Here is a 17,894-nt window from a genome sequence, read left to right on the forward strand (position 1 = left end):
CCATGCGTCGCCTCGATGGGTTACAGCGGCGACAGAGCGGTAGGCCGTGGACGATTCGTCTTTGCCAACGTCTTCGGCACCGGCGACAACTCGCTATCCAGCAGCCGTGACAGCGGCTCAGCGCCATCGAAGGCTTCCGGCGGCATGTGAGCCGCTGCATCGAGCGCGGTGGACGTGGCGGGCCGTTCCAGACCGTCCTTGATCCACTGCTCGCCGAGCAGGCTATTCGGCGTCTGGCTGAAATGCTCGACCAGATGATCGATGAACGTACGTACCTTGGCCGGCAAGTGACGGCGGCTCGGATACGCGATGTTGATCTCGACCTGCGGCAAGCGGAAATCGCCCAGCAGACGCACGAGCCTGCCGCGCGTCATGTCGCGGCCGATCAGATAGCTCGGCAGAATCGCGATGCCCATGCCGAGCAACGCGAACTGCCGCAGCATTTCCGTATTGTTCGCCACAATGACGTTAGAGGGACGCACGCGCACCTCGCCTTCCGAACCCGTGAATACGCGCTCGTCGCCCCAATACTCGGACGGCAAGCTCAGGCACGGATGTTCGAGCAGATGCTCGGGACGCGTGGGCGTGCCGTGCTTTTCCAGATACGCGGGCGTCGCGCACACCGTCATACAACCCGTGGTCAAACGCCGCGTGACAATGCTTGCGCTGCGCATCTGCCGTGTGACCACGACGCCCACGTCGAAACCTTCTTCAACCAGATCGACTTGACGGTCGACCAGCGTGACATCGGGAATGACTTTCGGATAGCGCTCGGCGTACGTCTGCAGGACGGGCGCGAGGTTATGCAACCCGAACACGACCGGTGCGACTATACGCAATGTGCCGACGGGTTCGTGATTGCGCGCGACCACCATCTGCTCGACGTCTTCCAGTTCGTCGAGAATCTGGCGCGCGCGCTCGAGATAAACCTGGCCGGATTCGGTCAGAGACAAGCTGCGGGTTGTGCGATTGAGCAGCCGCGTACCAAGACGGCCTTCGAGATCGGCAACGTGGCGGGTGGCAACTGCGTTGGAAATATCCATCGCGCTCGCAGCGCGGGCAAAACTGCCGAGATCCGCCACTTTGACGAAAACTCGCATCGACTGCAAATGATCCATAGGACAACTCCTGCCGTGTTACAGCTTCCTGACAATTAGTGAAAACCAGTGAAGCGAACTTGGAATTCTCCTACGACTCGCGAAATCGTGCAGAAGTTGCCCGCCATAGCGGAAATATTGTCGATATTTGTCCGACTGTGTTCCTTAGTGTGGGGCGCGCCACCCGATTGTTCCGATAGAAGAAACAATCTGCTGCACCGCAGCTTACATCGTCTTTTTTGTTCGAACAGACGCAAAGGTCGCCCTCATATCCTGAAAATCAGAAAGGGGCGTCATGCGGGGTCGGACCGGCAAAGAAAAACCGCCCGAAGGCGGCTTTTGTGCGAAGTGAATGCTCACCTGATCAGGCGGCAAGCTTTCCTTCGAGCGCGAGTTTGGTCTGCGCCAGCGCCGGTGGCAGACCTTGCTGCAATGTGTCAAACAGTTCGGTATGAAGTGCGAGTTCGGCGCGCCACGCCGCATCGTCCACAGAAATCACCTGCTGGAATTGCTCGCGGCTGAAATCCAGGCCGCTCCAGTCGATGTCTTCGTAATGCGGCGATACGCCGAACGCGTGTTCTTCACCTTGCGCGTTGGCTTCAATGCGCCCGACCATCCAGCTCAGCACACGCATGTTTTCGCCAAAACCCGGCCAGACGAACTTGCCGTCCGCCCCCTTGCGGAACCAGTTGACGCAAAAGATTTTTGGCAGCTTGGCGTTCAGTTGCTGGAGGCGCTCGCCAGTCTTCAGCCAGTGCCCGAAGTAGTCGCTCATGTTGTAACCGCAGAACGGCAGCATGGCGAACGGATCGCGGCGCACGACGCCCTGCTGTCCCGCCGCCGCAGCGGTCGTTTCCGAGCCCATGGTCGCGGCCATGTAGACGCCCTCGACCCAGTTGCGCGCTTCAGTGACGAGCGGCACGGTGGTTGAACGGCGGCCGCCGAAAATGAACGCATCGATCGCGACGCCCGCCGGGTTCTCCCAGTCGGCATCGATCGACGGGCATTGCGAGGCTGGCGCCGTGAAGCGCGCGTTCGGGTGCGCGGCTTTGCGACCGCTCTCCTTCGCGCTCGCCGGCGTCCAGTCCTTGCCTTGCCAGTCGATCAGGTGAGCCGGCGGCTCGTCGGTCATGCCCTCCCACCAGACGTCGCCGTCGTCGGTCAAAGCGACGTTCGTGAAGATGACGTTTTCCTTCAACGTGGCCATGGCGTTGAAGTTGGTCTTTTCGCTCGTGCCCGGCGCGACGCCAAAGTAGCCCGCCTCCGGGTTGATCGCATACAGACGGCCATCCTTGCCCGGCTTGATCCAGGCAATATCGTCGCCGATCGTGGAGATTTTCCAGCCGTTCAAGCCTTCCGGCGGAATCAGCATCGCGAAGTTGGTCTTGCCGCACGCCGACGGAAACGCCGCCGCCACGTGATGCTTGCGCCCTTCCGGCGAGGTCACGCCGAGAATCAGCATGTGTTCGGCGAGCCAGCCTTCGTCGCGGCCCATCGTCGAGGCGATGCGCAGCGCGAAACACTTCTTGCCGAGCAGCGCATTGCCGCCGTAGCCCGAGCCGTAGCTCCAGATTTCGCGTGATTCGGGGAAATGGACGATGTATTTGGTCTCGTTGCACGGCCACGGTACGTCTTTCGCGTCAGCCGCGAGCGGCGCGCCGACCGAATGCACGCACGGCACGAACTCGCCGTCTTCGCCCAGCACCTCGTACACCTTGCGGCCCATGCGCGTCATGATGCGCATGTTGGTCACCACGTACGGGCTGTCGCTCAACTCGACGCCGATATGCGCGATCGGCGAACCCAGCGGCCCCATCGAAAACGGCACGACATAGAGAGTGCGGCCGCGCATGGCGCCGTCGAACAGACCGTCGAGCGTCGCGCGCATCTCCGCCGGTTCGATCCAGTTATTGGTGGGCCCGGCGTCTTCACGGCGCTGCGAGCAGATGAAGGTGCGGTCTTCGACACGCGCCACGTCCGACGGATCGGAGCATGCCAGATAAGAATTGGGACGCTTGGCGGGATCGAGCTTCTTGAGGGTACCGGCTTCGACCATCTGGGCGCATAGGCGGTCGTACTCTTCCTGTGAACCGTCGCACCAGACGATTTGATCTGGCTTGGTCCTGGCGGCAACGCGCTGGACCCAATCGATCAGTTTTCGGTGCTTGACCCACGCGGGCGCCCCTGTGGACGCCTCGATGGTGGGCTGTCCTTCGAATGAGGGATGATTCATCGACCTGTCTCCGTTTTGAAAGCTATAGAAAAACGGTACAAGCCCAGCGACGCTGCATGCGAGAGGCGTTCAGTTCATCACGTCGACATTCCTGCAAGCCGACGCGCAAAATGTGCAGGTCAGATGGGCTACACAGCCCGTTGCGCGGAGGTTTTTGCCGACGGCTGTCTGCAACCGTCTGTAAAGCGGCTTGCCTCAACACGCAACAAACTGTTAAAAACGATGTCAATCGGCCTTGCCGTGGCGCTGCCGTTCTAAAGCGGCAGCTTCTACAGTAAGGCATTCAGCCAGACCGGCATGTGACCTAGGTCACATGGTGGGACAGTCAGCATAACACTCCGTTCCGCACCGATACGGTGCGCCGCAAGACACATACCATGAAGATTGCCATCCTCGACGATTACCAGGACGCCGTCCGCAAGCTCGACTGCTTTCAACTGCTGGCCGACCATGAGGTCAAGGTTTTCAACAACACCGTCCGCGGTCTCGGCCAACTGGCAAGCCGTCTTTCCGAAGTCGACGCCCTCGTCCTGATTCGCGAACGCACCCGCATCAGCTCGCAACTGCTCGACAAATTGCCGCGTTTGCGCATGATCAGTCAGACCGGCAAGGTTTCGAGCCATATCGATCTGGCGGCCTGTACCGAGCGTGGCATCGCCGTGCTGGAAGGCAGCGGCTCACCGATCGCTCCTGCCGAACTGACGTGGGCTCTCATCATGGCGGCTCAACGGCGGATTCCGCAATACGTAGCAAACCTTAAGCAAGGAGCCTGGCAGCAGTCCGGTTTGAAGACGTCGGCGCTGCCGCCGAACTTCGGTTTGGGGCAGGTATTGCGCGGCCAGACGCTGGGCATTTGGGGTTACGGCAAGATCGGTCGGCTGCTTGCCGGATACGGCAAGGCCTTTGGCATGAACGTGCTGATTTGGGGTCGCGAGCATTCGCGCGAAGCGGCGCGCGCGGACGGCTATAGCGTGGCTGAAAGCCGTGAGGCGCTGTTCGAGCAGAGCGACGTGCTGTCATTGCACCTGCGCCTGCACGACGACACGCGCGGGATCGTCACACAGGAAGACCTGATGCGGATGAAGCCAACGGCGCTGCTCGTCAACACCAGCCGGGCCGAATTGCTCGAAGAAAACGCGCTGGTGACGGCGCTTTCGCACAACCGCCCCGGGATGGTCGCGATCGATGTCTACGAGAGCGAGCCGATCCTGCAGGGCTACAGCCTGCTGCGCATGGAGAATGTGATCTGCACGCCGCACATTGGCTATGTGGAGCGCGAGAGCTACGAGTTGTATTTCACCGCGGCATTCCAGAACATTCTGGCTTTCGATGCCGGCGATACCGCCAGCGTGGCGAATCCGGAAGCGTTGCAGGGCGGCCGTCGACGTTAATCTCTCAGCTCAGCGCGTTTCGTGCGCGCCGGCTTCCAGCAGATCGGGCACGCGGTCCAGAAAGACTTCGCCGTCGGCGCGGCCGAGGTTGTACGCGTGCACCATCTGCGACGGACTCGTGTAATCCCAGCTCGAAATCGGCACCTTGCGCGACGGCTGCACGTAGAGCCGTTGCTGCAGGCCATGCGGCACGACGAACATCTGCGGCCGCGGATAAAGACGCGTCACCATTACCAGCACATTGCCCGGTGCGTCGGCATCGAGCGCGCCGACCGGCACGTTGTCGACCATCCCGCCGTCCAGCACCGGTCGACCGTTGCGCCGCAGAACCGGTGTGAAGGGCGGCGTACTCGACGATTGCAGAATCAGATCGGCGAGATCCTCGACCGTCGCGCAATCCTGCGCGCGCACGAATTCCGGATGAAAACCGAGCGTTTGACCGAGCGTCGGATGCAGCGTCTTACGCACGTATTTTTCGATGTTGTACGCAATCAGGCCCGCGGCGACCGCGCTGCGCGCGCCGAGCCAACGCGGCAGATGCGACACGCCGATGCGGATCTCGGGCGCTTGCGCCAAGGTAGAGAACTTGGGGCCGTAGATGTCGAGCAGCGCCTGCCGATAGATCCGGTAATGCGGGAACACCGATTCGCCGCGCAGCAAATTGCCCCAATACGCATTGCGCGTGTTGTGGCGCAGCGCGTCCTCGTAATAGCGCATGACCCAGTCGGAATCGCGCGTGTAGAGCATGCACGCGGTAGCGGCACCGGCCGAAATACTGGTGATGACGCGCGGACGGATAGCTAGCTCCGGCTGCACCACGTCCCAGAATCCCGCCTGCCACCAGCAGCGATTGCCGCCGCCGGCGAATACGACCTGATCGAACATCTTGGTTTTTTCCTCTAACGCGGCGTGCGACATGCGAGCCCGTTTTTTCAGGTTCGTGATTCGGGTTTCAGTCCAGCAGCGCGTACGTGGTGGTGGCGTGGACGGCCATGTTGCCGGCTTCGTCGAATAACTCGACTTCGCCGAATACGAGATTGCGGCCCATACGCAGCACGCGCGCGGTGATCAGCACATCGCCCTTGCGGACGGCGCGCATGAAATTGATGTTGAGCGACACCGTGCTCATAGGCTTGAACCCGCCGAGCGCCGCGGAAATGGCGACGATCATGGCCGTGTCGGCCGCCGCCATGAAGACCTGGCCGCAGATCACGCCGCCTGCATGGCGCAGCCCGCCGGAAAACGGCAGGCGCAGCGTTGCACTTTCTTCGTCGACCTTGACCGGGGTCAGCGTGAGCGCGCGGACCCACGGCGCGAGGATGCGGTCGAGCAACGCGATAATTTCTTTGTCATCCATGGCGGTCCCCGGTCGAAAGCCGCGCGAGGCTTCGGGCGGCAGGTGTTCGCGACATAATACCGGGACGGCGAACCGTGCGCCCTTCTGGCGTTTGACTGCATGCAGCGCGGGTGCGAGGCCGCGGAACTTCCCAGATTTTTTTAAGAAATCTGCTAAAGGGGGTTGGCAATCTCGGAAAGTTTCGGCATAATTTCGCTTCTGTTTGGGGCGTTAGCTCAGCTGGTAGAGCAGCGGACTCTTAATCCGTAGGTCGACAGTTCGAATCTGTCACGCCCCACCAAGAATTACGAAGCCCGGTTAGCGAAAGCTGACCGGGCTTTTTGCTTTCGCCAGTGCGTTTCCGATCAGTCTTTGCGAAGTAAGCTTCTTCACATGTCAGAGCACTCGCGATTAAATCTCGCGGGGCGTCCTGCGAGAAGTGTTATTTGCCCTCCATTCCCTTCTGTCACGAGAAGCGGCTGACTGTTTGCGTACTCATCCATGAACAGGGTGCCCCATGTGGCACCGGCCGATGCTCGAATCTTGAAAGCTATCGTTGAGCGCTGTTGTCCGCAACGACGACCCTAAATTTTTTCGATTACGTTCCGTTATATAGCGAAAGGCCGTTGAAACATGACGTCGAGCCGCTTGCATCTTTGCGAACTTAAAATCGAAATGAAACGATATGGAATGGGGTTGGTTCTGGGCCTGGCGGCACTGGGCGCGATGGCCGAGGAAGCTGGAAGTGAAGTGAGCGTGAATGCGCCGACCGTCGCCGCTGTATCGGAATCTTCCTCCGCACCTGCAACGGACGAAGACAAGCTGGCGCAAATGCCAGCGCAACCGGCCGGTACCTTCGAAGCGGCGGCGGCAGGAATCACGCAGTTGCCCGCGGGTGTGACGACCGTGCAGAACCCGATGAAGGTGGCGTTCATGGCCAAGTCGAAGGCTCAGCCCGCGTTCTTCCGGCCCAACCAGAACATGCCCGAAATCACCAATGAAGACCTGCTGCGCGGCTACGCTGAAAACGGCAAGGCCGCGGGGCGTAACGTCAGCAGCGTCATCGGCTACATGCCGAAGCTCAAGGTGCTGCCGTGCCCGGTTGATTGCCAGGGCTCTGACTACGAGAAGGCGGTGGCTGCGTTCATCAATGGCTTCGAAGGTGAGGGCAATCACTTCCAGCAGCGCGGCGAGATGATTGTCCAGGTCCGCTGGTTTCATCAGCGCCCGTGGTATCAGCACGCGGTGCCTTACGGGGCAGATGACTTCGGCGTGGAGTTCATGCTGGAAGGCAAGGTGATTTCGCTGGGCAAGGCTACCGTGGTTGGCGGTAAGGGCTCGGTCGATTCGGCAGACCTTGCGCGAGACATCGGCGCGCGCATGGCGGTGGAACTGGCGTTCACTCTGGGTATGGGTGTGAAGCCGACGTATCTCGATACGACCAACAACCTGGGTAAGGGCCTGGTTGGTACCCTTTCCACAGTGACCACCACCATCGGCAGCGTTCTGGGCGCCGAGGATGTGCGCCCACGTATTGAGCCTGCCACGGACGCCAACAACAACCTGCTACCGGCTATCGACGGTATCCAGCCGAATGAAATCCAGCCGATTACCGAGTCGCGTTTCATCAACTCAATTATGTTCTAAGGAGGAGGCTCGGGCATAACACGTATCCCATTTCATGGGTTACGCATTACCTTCGTCATGCATACACAAACCTTTTAACCAGTGCCGACGCATAACGTTCAAAACATTATTATGAAAAAAATCCTGCCACTATTGATTGGCGTATGCCTGTCTTCTTCTGTAGCCCATGCAGCACTTTCGTGCACCGTCGACGCATCAAATTTTCGATGGTCCAGGATGAAAGTCGGCACAACATTTACCCAGTCTATTGAGGGTTTTAGGCAGGTTGGTGCCAATTATGTAGCCAAGAATCTGTTTAATGGCGAAAGTTACGATGGCGCAATGTCCATTAACTCCGACACTGGGAGATTCTCGTTCAGCGATGGCGCAGATTTGAATTTTCTAGCCAACAATAGGACTGGCAGCGACAGACCACCGAGCCAAAATGCGGAAGGTAGATGTCGGCCGCAGTAATTGGAGACTTCTCGCTCCCAAGCGCTACTACGTCGTAAGACCCACGCTCGTTTAGGAAGGCACCGCTTGCGCGGTGCCTTTAGCTCGCAACCAGGTTGCGCTCAATGCAGCGGAACTGAGAATTCTTCCAAGGTTTTTGTAGCGCCGGTGCCATGTGAGCAAACCAACTCCGCATTCCCCCGATAGACTATCGGGTTCCACGATTTGCAGTGCCGGAGCCTCGCTATGTCCAAATCAAAACTCAAGGCCACCGACCTGGCCTCCCCTCTCTCCGAAGAAGAGTTCGACGAACTCGATGAGTTTCTGATTTCCGACCTGACGTCGGAGGAGACCCTGACGATCATGGGCCTCGACGGTTACCTGACCGCGATGGCTATCGGGCCGACCACCGTAGCGCCCAGTTACTGGCTGCCGGGTGTGTGGGGACCCAGCGAGGATGACACGCCTGCGTTCGAATCAACGGATCAGGCTCAGCACATTCTCGGGCTGATCTTGCGGCACATGAATGGCATCATGGCCGATCTGGAATCCGGCCCAGACGGGTTCGTACCGGTGTTTGGTGTCTTAAGCATCGACGACAGCGGCAGCGAATACATTGACGGTGAAGCGTGGGCAATGGGCTTCATGCAAGGCCTCATGCTCATCAGGCAGGACTGGCAAGCGCTGTTCGATAGCGAGCAAGGCCGGCAATGGCTGGAGCCGATTCGCCTGATGGGCGGACTGGATCTCACGCGGGAAGAGGAAGAATTGATCGGCACACCGCAACAGGACGAAGCTCTCACCAAACAGATTCCTGCAAGCGTCGCCGCGATTTATCGTTTCTGGCTTCCCCACCGCCTGGCCGTCCACGAGCGGACATTAGCCGCCACGGCGCAGCGCACCGAACCCAAAGTCGGCCGCAACGATCCGTGCCCTTGCGGCAGCGGCAAGAAATTCAAGAAGTGCTGCGGCGCTGCGGCGACACTTCACTGAAGCTAATTTCCGTCAATACACGCTGCCCGATACCGTTGAGCGTCGCCGATCCTGCGCGCTCACGTATCGAGGCATCAGATGACCGTCTTACTTTCCATGGCCGCCTTTGCGTCGGCCTTGTCGATCTCTGCCGGACGGTCGGTCAACCTCGTTGCGCTAAGCGCCGGCGCACAACATGGGTTCGCTGCGCGCGGTCACCAGGCTACTTCGCCGAGACGTCGATATTGCCGAGATATTTCTCAGCCAATGTCTTCACCGTACCGTCGGCCTGGACCTTCGCGATCGCCGCGTTCAGCTGATCACGCAGCGCGGTATCGCCTTTGCGAATCCCGTAAGCAATACCGCTGCCGAGAATCTTGTCATCGCGCACCGGTTGGCCGACGAATGCGTAGTCCTTGCCGCTCGGCTTCGACAGAAAACCCGTCTGGCCGGCCGGCGCGAGAACGAGCGTCGCATCGAGTCGACCCGCCACGAGATCCGTGTACACCTGGTTCTGATCCTGATACGGCACGACGGTGACGCCAGCCGGTTCCCAATGCGTCTTTGCAAAGGTTTCCTGAATCGACGCCTGCAACACGCCGACGCGTTTGCCCTTCAACGATGCCGGCGTCGGCAGCAAACCGCTGTCGCGCTTCGCGATCAACTGCGACGGCACGCGATACACGACGGTGGTGAAATCGATCGCCTGACGGCGCTGTTCGGTGGCATTCATTGCCGAATTGATCGCGTCGAACTTGCGGCCCTGCAGCGCGGGAATCAAACCGTCGAACGAGGTTTCAACCCATTTGCACGTCATATGCGCGGCGACGCATACGGCATTGCCGACGTCGATATCGAGACCTTGCAGTTCACCGTTCGGCCCTTTCGATTCGAACGGCGGATATTGCGCCTCGAGTCCGAAGCGCAGCGTCGTGGTATCGGCGGCAATCGCGGCCGACGATGCGGCAATCGACGTGAATGCGCAGGCCAGCGCCAGCAGAGGCTTGAGCAATTTCATAACGTGTCCCTTTTCCTTCGATATTGTTGTAACGCAGCATGCAACGCGCTGATGCTTAACGAACGACGCCATGGCGCAATGATCATACTGCGGTCAAAAATCCTGCCGGTTCGTGCTTGCGGCAAGCGGGAGCGGCCTTCTGCAATTCGGCCAGGTCTTGACGCGCTCGCCGCGCAAACCTCGCACAACCAGCCAATCAGATTTCACACAAACGCCGCGCGCCTTCGATCAAGGTCGCGTCGTCTTTCGAGAAGCTCAGGCGGATCAAGCCGGAATCCGTGCCGTCGGTATAAAACGCCGACAGCGGGATCGTCGCGACACGCGCATCGCGAATCAGGCGCAGCACGAAATCGCTATCGCTTTCCTCGGAAAAACCGCGAAAACGCGCAAGCATGAAGAAGCTGCCTTCGCTCGGCAACAACTCGAAGCGCGAATCGCGCAGTGCATGCGTAAGCAGATCGCGCTTCTTCTGATAGAACGCTGACAGGCCGAGATAGCTCTCGCGATTGGCCAACGCATCGACGAACGCGTACTGCATTGGTGTATCAGCAGAAAACACCATGAACTGATGGACTTTGCGAATCTCGTCCATCAGCGCGGCGGGCGCGAGGCAATAGCCGACGCGCCAACCGGTCACGTGATACGACTTGCCGAACGACGACACGATCACGCTGCGCTCCGCAAGCTCGGCGTCGCACGCCATGCTCTGATGTTTGGCGCCGTCGAACACCACGTGTTCGTAGACTTCGTCGGCAAGGATCACGATGTCGGTGTTGCGCGTCACGGCCTTCAGACGCGCAATGTCGGCCTCGCTGAACACGGTCGCGGTGGGATTGTGCGGCGTGTTGATAATGATCATGCGCGTCTTCGGCGTGATCGCGGCGGCGACCTCGTCCCAGTCCACGCGGAAACCGTTCAACGACAATTTGATCGGGATCGGCGTCGCGCCTTGCAGGCGAACGATCGGGCCGTAGCTATCGAATGACGGCTCGAAATAAATCACTTCATCGCCCGGATGCACCAAGGCGCTGATCGTCGAATACAGACCTTCGCTGGCGCTGGCGATCACGGTGACTTCGCTCGACGGATCGTAGCGCACGCCGTATAGCGTCTCGACCTTGTCGGCGAGCGCTTCGCGCAGCGTAGCGATGCCGGCCATCGGCGCGTACTGGTTATGACCGGCGCGCATGGCTTGCGCGACACCGTCGATCAGTTTCGCGTCCGGCGCGAAATTCGGCGCGCCTTGCGACAGGTTCAGCGCATCGTGTTGCGCGGCCAGTTGGCCGATCACGGTAAAAATCGTCGTGCCTACGTCAGGCAGTTTCGAGCGGGCTTGCGTGGCGCTCTGCATAAGACCTTCTCCCTTTCTCCATCCGGCAGCGGATTCGCGGATCACCGTTTGCGCGGCGGTCCCATCCGGTTCGATGATTAGGCATCAGCCAAAGAACGGTCACAATCGAAACTTTGTCATGCGCGGCATGCGTTTACGTCATGGCTTGCGCAATGCCGCGCCGGGGCAGGCGATAGCAATGGAATCGGGGGTTTGGCGGGAGAAATGCAGCCGCGCGGAGAACGCGTGAAACGGCCGAGGTATGACGTAATGTGATGCGCGGCGGCGATGCGAATGCGCGATTTGCTGCGCTGGCGCACCGCGGTGATGCAGATTACCCGGCTGCGACCAGGTGGTCGCAGCCGTTTTTGCTCATCAACCCGTACCGCGTCTATCTGCGAATCCAGTGCCGACGCGATGGTCCCCGCACGGCGGCATTCCCGAGCAACGCCACGTCAAAGCAAACTGGTCGACGATCAAGCGTCGTCCATCATGCGGACTTTGACCTTCTTGCCCTTCACCTTGCCGGCGCTGAGCTTGCGCAATGCGTCACGCGCGACGCTGCGCTCCACGGCCACATAGGTCGACATTTCGGTCACGTTGATTTTGCCGATCTGTGAACCGGCGAACCCTGCTTCGCCTGTCAGCGCGCCGAGCACGTCGCCCGGACGGATCTTTTCCTTGCGGCCGCCGAGAATCTGCAGCGTTTCCATCGGCGGCAGCAGCCGCTCGTTGCTCGCCGGTTTGAGATCGGCCAGCTTGTGCCACTCGACTTCACGCTTCTGCGCCTGTTCGAGACTGCCCACGCGACCCATTTCGTTCATGCTCGCGAGACTGAGCGCCCAGCCTTCCTGATCGGCTCGACCCGTGCGGCCGATACGGTGCACGTGCACTTCCGGGTCCGGTGTCACGTCGACGTTGATCACCGCTTCGAGCTCCGCGATGTCCAGACCGCGCGAGGCGACGTCGGTCGCGACCAGCACCGAGCAACTGCGGTTCGCGAACTGGATCAGCACCTGATCGCGCTCACGCTGATCGAGTTCGCCGTGCAGCGCGAGCGCGTGAAAACCCTGCGCGCGCAGCACGTCGAGCAGATCGCGGCATTGCTGTTTGGTATTGCAAAACGCCAGCGTGCTCACCGGACGATAGTGGTTCAACAGCAGACCGACTGCATGCAGGCGCTGGTCTTCGGTCACTTCGTAGAAGCGCTGACGAATCTTGGTGTTGTCGTGCCGCTCGGCGAGTTTCACTTCCTTCGGGTTACGCAGGAATTGTTGGCTCAGCTTGACGATGCCCTCGGGGTACGTCGCGGAGAACAGCAGCGTTTGGCGCTCTTTCGGGCATTGCTTCACGACGGTGGCGATATCGTCGAAGAAACCCATGTCGAGCATGCGGTCAGCTTCGTCGAGCACCAGTGTGTTGAGCGACTGCAACGGCAGGCTGCCGCGCTCGAGGTGGTCCATGATCCGGCCCGGCGTGCCGACCACGATGTGTGCACCGTGTTCGAGGCTGGCGGTTTGCGGACGCATTGGCGTGCCGCCGCACAGCGTCAGCACCTTGATGTTTTCCTCGGCGCGCGCCAGACGGCGGATTTCCTGCGTGACCTGATCGGCGAGTTCGCGCGTCGGGCACAGCACCATCGCCTGGACGGCGAAGTTGCGCACGTCGAGGCGATTGAGCAGCGCCAGCGAAAACGCCGCGGTCTTGCCGCTGCCGGTTTTCGCCTGGGCGATCAGATCGTTGCCAGCCAGCGCGATCGGCAGGCTCGCAGCCTGAATCGGCGTCATCTCGACATAGCCGAGCTGCGTCAGATTGGCGAGCGTCGCGGGCGGCAGCGGTAACTGGCTAAACGGCGCGCCGGCTTGAATGGGACTGTTCATAGGAGGGGGCTCGCTATCGACTGAGAGGCTGAAGGCTAAGGACTATTCGGCCATGGGGCCGGTGGCGGGACGGCCTTCGATCTGCTCGTACAGCACCGAGCCATCTTCCCCGTCGAAACGTTCGACGTAATTGCGCGCACCGCACATCGGGCAACGGAACAACAGCCCCTGCCCTTCATTCTTGATGACGACATCCGACAATTCCCACTGCTCGCCGCAGGGCTGGTTTCTACAGGTAAACACGTTGATTCTCCAACTGGATTCGATTGTTTATTGGGCAGGCCGGATGAAGGGCCCAGCCGTGAATGCTGTCATTGCCGCGGCGGGTGCGGCCGTCAGTACGGGCGAAGCGTTCAGCCCAGATGCGTATGCCGCGCGCGCGTTGCGCTCACGTCCATTTCGGTCAGGCCCTGGACGATGCCGCAGTCTTCAACGGCCTGTTCGCCATGGCATTGCTCGCGCAGCGTGGTCAGTTGCACTTTCAGTTGCTTCAATTCTTCGATGCGTGCGTCGACGTGCGCAATGTGCTCGTCAATCAAGGCATTGATGCCGCCGCAGCCTTGCGCCGGTGCGTCGGTGAGACGCAGCAACCCACGAATCTCGTCGTGGGTCATATCCAGCGCACGGCAATTGCGGATGAAGCGCAGGCGTTCGACGTGCCTCGCCGTATAGCTGCGGTAATTGGCCTCGGTGCGCTCCGCTTCGGGCAACAGGCCCTCTTTTTCGTAGAAACGGATGGTTTCGGTCGTGCAATGGGCGATTTTCGCCAGTTCGCCGATTTTCATGGACCCTCCGGATTGCGGCCTTGACCTTGTAGTGGCTTCAAGGTGTTTACTAGACCACAAATCGAACCAGGAAGCCACCCATGCCTCATGCGAAGCACGCCGAAGCGGACCGCCCGGAACAGGCCAAACCCTGTGCCCACGGGCACGAAGGGCATGCCCACGAGCATGCGGACGATGCCGCGGAGGGTCACGGTCAGAGCAAATGCTGCGGCCACAGTCACGCGGCGCCTGCTCGGGAACGGGAGCACGAACACGCTCATGAGCACGGTGAAAGCTGCAACCATGGCCACCATGTGCACGCCAATGAGTCGGCTCGCGCCCATTCGCACGCAAGCGGCGACAGTTGCGGCCATAGCCACGCCGACACGGACTGCTGCGCGGCGACGCCTGTCATACCCAGCCCGGTCAAGCTCCCGCAATCCGAAGCCGTCGGCAGCGACGTGCGCACCGCGATCCGCATCATGCAGATGGATTGCCCGACTGAAGAAGCGCTGATCCGCAAAAAATTCAGCCGCATGCCCTACGTGCGCAGCATGGACTTCAATCTGATGCAGCGCGTGTTGACCGTCGTGCACGCACCGGACGCCCTCGACTCGATCCTCGCCGCGATCCGTTCGCTCGACTTCACGCCTGAGGTGGCGGACACCGCCAGCGGCGCAACATCCACGCGAGCTCCCAGCGCGCCGCCCAAGCCGTGGTGGCCGCTGGCGCTCGCAGGCATCGCCGCGGCGGCGTCAGAGGCCGCCAGCTGGCTTGGTGCGCCCGTCTGGCTAGCGGCGGCTCTGGCGATCCTTGCGATCGCCTCCTGTGGCCTCACAACGTACAAGAAGGGCTGGCTTGCGCTCCGCAACGGCAACCTGAACATCAACGCGCTGATGAGCATCGCGGTGACCGGCGCGCTGATCCTGCAGCAGTGGCCCGAAGCCGCGATGGTGATGGTGCTCTTCACGATTGCCGAACTGATCGAAGCGAAGTCGCTCGACCGCGCCCGCAATGCCATTCAGGGATTGATGCAACTCACGCCCGAACAAGCCAGCGTGCAGCAAGCCGACGGCAGTTGGCGGCCCATGGAACTCGATGCGATCGCGCTCGGCGCCGTAGTGCGCGTAAAGCCGGGCGAGCGGATCGCACTCGACGGAGAAATCGTCGCCGGCCGCTCGAGCGTCGATCAGGCGCCGATCACCGGCGAAAGCCTGCCGGTCGACAAGGCCGTGGGCGACGCGGTGTTCGCCGGCACGATCAACCAAGCCGGTTCGTTCGACTATCGCGTCACGGCCGCGGCCAGCAACACGACTCTCGCGCGCATCATTCACGCGGTCGAGGAAGCGCAAGGCACCAAAGCGCCGACTCAGCGTTTCGTCGATCAATTCGCGCGCGTCTACACGCCGATCGTGTTCGCTGCCGCACTCGCCGTCGCAGTGTTGCCGCCGTTGCTGTTCGGCGGACAGTGGCACGAATGGGTCTACAAGGCGCTGGTGATGCTCGTGATCGCCTGTCCGTGCGCGCTGGTGATCTCGACGCCGGTGACGATCGTCAGCGGCCTCGCGGCCGCCGCCCGCAAGGGCATCCTGATCAAAGGCGGCGCCTACCTGGAGCAGGGCCGCAAGCTCAGCTGGCTCGCGCTCGACAAAACCGGCACGATCACCCACGGCAAGCCGGTGCAAACCGAGTTCGAGATGCTGGCCGATGTCGATGTCGATGTCGTTCGTTGTCGGACACTTGCGGCGAGTCTTGCGGGTCGCTCGGATCATCCGGTGTCGATGGCGATTGCGGCTGCGGCGAAAAGCGAGGGCGTCGTCGGTGCCACCGTCGATGCGTTCGAGGCCCTGGCAGGCCGCGGCGTGCGCGGCGAAATCGACGGCTTGCCGTATTGGCTCGGCAATCATCGGCTGGTCGAGGAACTCGGGCGCTGTTCGGCGTCGCTCGAAGCGAAGCTGGATGCGCTCGAGCGGCAAGGCAAAACCGTCGTGATGCTGGTGGATGCCGAACGTGTGCTCGCGCTGTTCGCCGTCGCCGATACGGTGAAGGACACGAGCCGCGCCGCCATCGCCGAATTGCAGCGTCTCGGCGTGCGCGCCGCCATGCTCACCGGCGACAACCCGCACACGGCCGCCGCCATCGCGCAGCAAGTCGGTATCGATGAAGCACGCGGCAATCAGTTGCCCGAAGACAAGCTAAACGCGGTGGCGCAGTGGTCGCAGCAAGGCGCGACAGTCGGCATGGTCGGAGACGGTATCAACGACGCCCCTGCCCTGGCGCGGGCGGACATCGGCTTCGCGATGGGCGCGATGGGCACCGACACCGCGATCGAAACCGCCGATGTCGCCTTGATGGACGACGATCTGCGCAAGATTCCGCTGTTCATCCGTCTGTCGAAGGCGACCCATTCGGTGCTGGTGCAGAACATCACGTTGGCGCTGGGCATCAAGAGCGTCTTCCTCGTGCTCACCGTGATGGGCCTCGGCACGATGTGGATGGCCGTGTTCGCCGATGTGGGCGCGAGCCTGCTGGTGGTGGGGAATGGCTTGCGGCTGTTGCGCAAATAATGCGCAGCGCGATCCTAGTGAGCGAACGACCGATTCCCGGTCGCCTCACCAGTGCCGACTGCGGCCTTTAAAGTATCCGAAGGCTTCATGCCGAACAGCTTCCGGTAATCGGTCGCAAACTGGCTCAGGTGCCAGAAGCCCCACGAGGCCGCGACGTCCTGAACCGAGCGCGTTTCAGGCGACGCATTGCACAGATCGCGTCGCACGCCGTTCAGCCGGATCGCGCGCAGATACGTGGCGGGCGCCATCCCGAGCACGTCCTGAAAGCAGTATTGCAATGTGCGACGACTCACATGCAAGCGCTCGCACAACTCCGGCACGTTGATCGCGCGGTCGCGGTTAGCCAGCACATACTCACGCGCATCCGACACGATCGACTGACGCCGGGGACGCGCGGGCATTTCAAGCTGCCCGTCGGCCGGCAACGCGCCCACATCGAATAGCCACGCCAACACCGACGCCTGCAAATTATTGCGTGCGAACGAAGACAACGGTGCGCCGCGCGCCGCTCCGTCATCGAGAAGCTGGCGCAGCGACGCGCACAAGCGCGCCTTGCGAGCCGTGCCGATCGACACGACTTGCGTGTTCGGCAAATGGTCCGCGAGACCGACACGCTCCACTTCCGCCGCGTACCGCCGCAGCACTTCACCCTTTACCACCACGCCGAAAATCTCGTAGCCCGCCGAGGTCAGCAATTCGAATTCGATCCCGCCCGGACGGAATGCGAGCGCATCGGCCGCGATCACCTGTGCGTCGATACGACCGGAACCTTCGGGGCAAGTCGGAATGCCGAACCAGTAGGCATCCTCCTGCACTTCGCAGGTTTGCCGCAGCGTATGGCTGGTCGTTTCGACGAACACCTGCATATGATCGAGACACAACTCCGTCAACCCGCCGACGAAGCAGCCGGCGGTCAGTTGATCGTAGGTCTGATTCCATCCGTGGAGGTTGCGCGCCTGCTCGTCGGCGTCGTAGGCGACGCGGGTCTGCACGCAAAAGCTCGGCTGTTGTGCATGCGCATGCGTGCGGGCTGTCAGGCTGTCGCTGCGGGATTCAATCGTCATACCGATCCGCGAATGAAGTATTGAAGGGCAAAGGCAGGCAATTCCCATGCCGATCCGACTCGCCACTTGTCTTGCTGGCCTGGACTGCAATGCCAGGCGGTCACGTTCTGTTCAATTCTTGACCAGCACTGCACACACTGATCAAAAACGACACGTTCATTTC

General features: G+C 61.1%; 14 protein-coding genes, 1 tRNA gene and 1 pseudogene. 6 read left to right on the plus strand and 10 right to left on the minus strand.

Going from position 1 to position 17,894, the window contains the following annotated elements; translation table 11 throughout:
• Positions 1 to 20: 20 nt before the first annotated feature.
• Positions 21 to 1,118 (minus strand): transcriptional regulator GvmR, encoded by a 1,098-nt coding sequence (gvmR, locus tag PQR53_RS31635; RefSeq protein WP_408463104.1) that lies wholly within the window; start codon positions 1,116 to 1,118, stop codon positions 21 to 23.
• 343 nt (positions 1,119 to 1,461) lie between these two features.
• Positions 1,462 to 3,330 (minus strand): phosphoenolpyruvate carboxykinase (GTP), encoded by a 1,869-nt coding sequence (locus tag PQR53_RS31640; RefSeq protein ID WP_408463107.1) that lies wholly within the window; start codon positions 3,328 to 3,330, stop codon positions 1,462 to 1,464.
• 377 nt (positions 3,331 to 3,707) lie between these two features.
• On the opposite strand from PQR53_RS31640, the gene PQR53_RS31645 reads away from it, so the two are divergent.
• Positions 3,708 to 4,721: a D-2-hydroxyacid dehydrogenase family protein gene (locus PQR53_RS31645; protein ID WP_323045098.1), complete on the plus strand. Its 1,014-nt coding sequence runs from the start codon at positions 3,708 to 3,710 to the stop codon at positions 4,719 to 4,721.
• A gap of 9 nt (positions 4,722 to 4,730) precedes the next feature.
• Here the strand turns inward: PQR53_RS31645 and PQR53_RS31650 are convergent, their stop codons facing one another.
• Together PQR53_RS31650 and PQR53_RS31655 are read right to left on the minus strand one after the other, a co-directional pair.
• The gene (locus PQR53_RS31650) at positions 4,731 to 5,606 is read right to left on the minus strand and encodes a patatin-like phospholipase family protein (RefSeq protein WP_408463110.1); all 876 of its coding nucleotides are present in this window, start codon (positions 5,604 to 5,606) and stop codon (positions 4,731 to 4,733) included.
• 67 nt (positions 5,607 to 5,673) lie between these two features.
• On the minus strand, positions 5,674 to 6,078 hold the full coding sequence (locus PQR53_RS31655) for a PaaI family thioesterase (RefSeq protein ID WP_323045096.1): 405 nt from the start codon (positions 6,076 to 6,078) through the stop codon (positions 5,674 to 5,676).
• A gap of 204 nt (positions 6,079 to 6,282) precedes the next feature.
• Here PQR53_RS31655 and PQR53_RS31660 point away from each other — a divergent pair.
• The 4 genes and pseudogenes from PQR53_RS31660 to PQR53_RS31675 all read left to right on the plus strand — a co-directional run.
• Positions 6,283 to 6,358: transfer RNA gene (locus tag PQR53_RS31660), tRNA-Lys, on the plus strand.
• A 389-nt stretch (positions 6,359 to 6,747) separates the two neighbouring features.
• The gene (locus tag PQR53_RS31665; protein WP_408463113.1) at positions 6,748 to 7,704 is read left to right on the plus strand and encodes a hypothetical protein; all 957 of its coding nucleotides are present in this window, start codon (positions 6,748 to 6,750) and stop codon (positions 7,702 to 7,704) included.
• 678 nt (positions 7,705 to 8,382) lie between these two features.
• Positions 8,383 to 9,129, plus strand: coding sequence for a UPF0149 family protein (locus PQR53_RS31670; RefSeq protein WP_408463116.1), 747 nt, complete (start codon positions 8,383 to 8,385; stop codon positions 9,127 to 9,129).
• 78 nt (positions 9,130 to 9,207) lie between these two features.
• Positions 9,208 to 9,318 (plus strand): annotated as a pseudogene (locus PQR53_RS31675) (LysE family translocator); the annotation flags it as partial.
• 13 nt (positions 9,319 to 9,331) lie between these two features.
• Here PQR53_RS31675 and PQR53_RS31680 read toward each other — a convergent pair.
• From PQR53_RS31680 to cadR, 5 genes are all read right to left on the minus strand, one after another.
• Entirely contained in the window at positions 9,332 to 10,126 is a 795-nt protein-coding gene (locus PQR53_RS31680) for an ABC transporter substrate-binding protein (protein ID WP_408463119.1), read from the minus strand.
• A gap of 196 nt (positions 10,127 to 10,322) precedes the next feature.
• The gene (locus tag PQR53_RS31685) at positions 10,323 to 11,477 is read right to left on the minus strand and encodes a pyridoxal phosphate-dependent aminotransferase (RefSeq protein ID WP_408463122.1); all 1,155 of its coding nucleotides are present in this window, start codon (positions 11,475 to 11,477) and stop codon (positions 10,323 to 10,325) included.
• A gap of 455 nt (positions 11,478 to 11,932) precedes the next feature.
• Complete coding sequence (dbpA, locus tag PQR53_RS31690; protein ID WP_408339276.1) at positions 11,933 to 13,336, minus strand: ATP-dependent RNA helicase DbpA; 1,404 nt, start codon at positions 13,334 to 13,336, stop codon at positions 11,933 to 11,935.
• A 42-nt stretch (positions 13,337 to 13,378) separates the two neighbouring features.
• Positions 13,379 to 13,579, minus strand: a complete 201-nt coding sequence (locus PQR53_RS31695; protein ID WP_323044912.1) for a hypothetical protein — start codon at positions 13,577 to 13,579, stop codon at positions 13,379 to 13,381.
• A 110-nt stretch (positions 13,580 to 13,689) separates the two neighbouring features.
• On the minus strand, positions 13,690 to 14,121 hold the full coding sequence (gene cadR, locus PQR53_RS31700) for a Cd(II)/Pb(II)-responsive transcriptional regulator (protein WP_408463125.1): 432 nt from the start codon (positions 14,119 to 14,121) through the stop codon (positions 13,690 to 13,692).
• 80 nt (positions 14,122 to 14,201) lie between these two features.
• On the opposite strand from cadR, the gene PQR53_RS31705 reads away from it, so the two are divergent.
• The gene (locus PQR53_RS31705; RefSeq protein WP_408463129.1) at positions 14,202 to 16,667 is read left to right on the plus strand and encodes a heavy metal translocating P-type ATPase; all 2,466 of its coding nucleotides are present in this window, start codon (positions 14,202 to 14,204) and stop codon (positions 16,665 to 16,667) included.
• 14 nt (positions 16,668 to 16,681) lie between these two features.
• Here the strand turns inward: PQR53_RS31705 and PQR53_RS31710 are convergent, their stop codons facing one another.
• Complete coding sequence (locus PQR53_RS31710) at positions 16,682 to 17,731, minus strand: helix-turn-helix domain-containing protein (protein ID WP_408463132.1); 1,050 nt, start codon at positions 17,729 to 17,731, stop codon at positions 16,682 to 16,684.
• Positions 17,732 to 17,894: the final 163 nt, after the last annotated feature.

The sequence above is a fragment of the Paraburkholderia fungorum genome (assembly GCF_046027605.1).
In the GTDB taxonomy this organism is placed as follows: domain Bacteria; phylum Pseudomonadota; class Gammaproteobacteria; order Burkholderiales; family Burkholderiaceae; genus Paraburkholderia; species Paraburkholderia fungorum_F.

Excerpts from the sequence above, each read along its gene's own strand:
- gvmR (WP_408463104.1), bottom strand. The coding sequence starts at position 1,118 with ATGGATCATTTGCAGTCGATGCGAGTTTTCGTCAAAGTGGCGGATCTC.
- PQR53_RS31640 (WP_408463107.1), bottom strand. The coding sequence starts at position 3,330 with ATGAATCATCCCTCATTCGAAGGACAGCCCACCATCGAGGCGTCCACA.
- PQR53_RS31645 (WP_323045098.1), top strand. The coding sequence starts at position 3,708 with ATGAAGATTGCCATCCTCGACGATTACCAGGACGCCGTCCGCAAGCTC.
- PQR53_RS31650 (WP_408463110.1), bottom strand. The coding sequence starts at position 5,606 with ATGTTCGATCAGGTCGTATTCGCCGGCGGCGGCAATCGCTGCTGGTGG.
- PQR53_RS31655 (WP_323045096.1), bottom strand. The coding sequence starts at position 6,078 with ATGGATGACAAAGAAATTATCGCGTTGCTCGACCGCATCCTCGCGCCG.
- PQR53_RS31665 (WP_408463113.1), top strand. The coding sequence starts at position 6,748 with ATGGGGTTGGTTCTGGGCCTGGCGGCACTGGGCGCGATGGCCGAGGAA.
- PQR53_RS31670 (WP_408463116.1), top strand. The coding sequence starts at position 8,383 with ATGTCCAAATCAAAACTCAAGGCCACCGACCTGGCCTCCCCTCTCTCC.
- PQR53_RS31680 (WP_408463119.1), bottom strand. The coding sequence starts at position 10,126 with ATGAAATTGCTCAAGCCTCTGCTGGCGCTGGCCTGCGCATTCACGTCG.
- PQR53_RS31685 (WP_408463122.1), bottom strand. The coding sequence starts at position 11,477 with ATGCAGAGCGCCACGCAAGCCCGCTCGAAACTGCCTGACGTAGGCACG.
- dbpA (WP_408339276.1), bottom strand. The coding sequence starts at position 13,336 with ATGAACAGTCCCATTCAAGCCGGCGCGCCGTTTAGCCAGTTACCGCTG.
- cadR (WP_408463125.1), bottom strand. The coding sequence starts at position 14,121 with ATGAAAATCGGCGAACTGGCGAAAATCGCCCATTGCACGACCGAAACC.
- PQR53_RS31705 (WP_408463129.1), top strand. The coding sequence starts at position 14,202 with ATGCCTCATGCGAAGCACGCCGAAGCGGACCGCCCGGAACAGGCCAAA.
- PQR53_RS31710 (WP_408463132.1), bottom strand. The coding sequence starts at position 17,731 with ATGACGATTGAATCCCGCAGCGACAGCCTGACAGCCCGCACGCATGCG.